Here is a 260-nt window from a genome sequence, read left to right on the forward strand (position 1 = left end):
GGCCTTAGACACATGTTGCTGGCTAAAAACGGAGATTTCTTGTCGGTCCGGTTGGTGCGTCTTCTGCGGATAACCGGACTCGAAAACATATGAATGATGGGGTAAGACATTGCCAGCTTGGTTCTTGATCTTATGCTTGTTTTGGTGCATGAAGCCTTCGATGCGGACGATAGATTGGCCGACCGGGATCATGCAGTAGTGGTCGAGCAGGTGCTGGGCGACTTGCTCGCTTTGGAAGAGGATGTGTGCCGTGTTGGACT

At 51.5% G+C, this 260-nt stretch carries 1 protein-coding gene; it reads right to left on the reverse strand.

The window, feature by feature from the left end:
• A partial coding sequence (locus tag NCT04_RS34335; RefSeq protein ID WP_250470305.1) for a hypothetical protein occupies positions 1-260 on the reverse strand: 260 nt, incomplete at both ends.

The organism is Caballeronia sp. GAFFF2 (assembly GCF_023631485.1).
Taxonomy (GTDB): domain Bacteria; phylum Pseudomonadota; class Gammaproteobacteria; order Burkholderiales; family Burkholderiaceae; genus Caballeronia.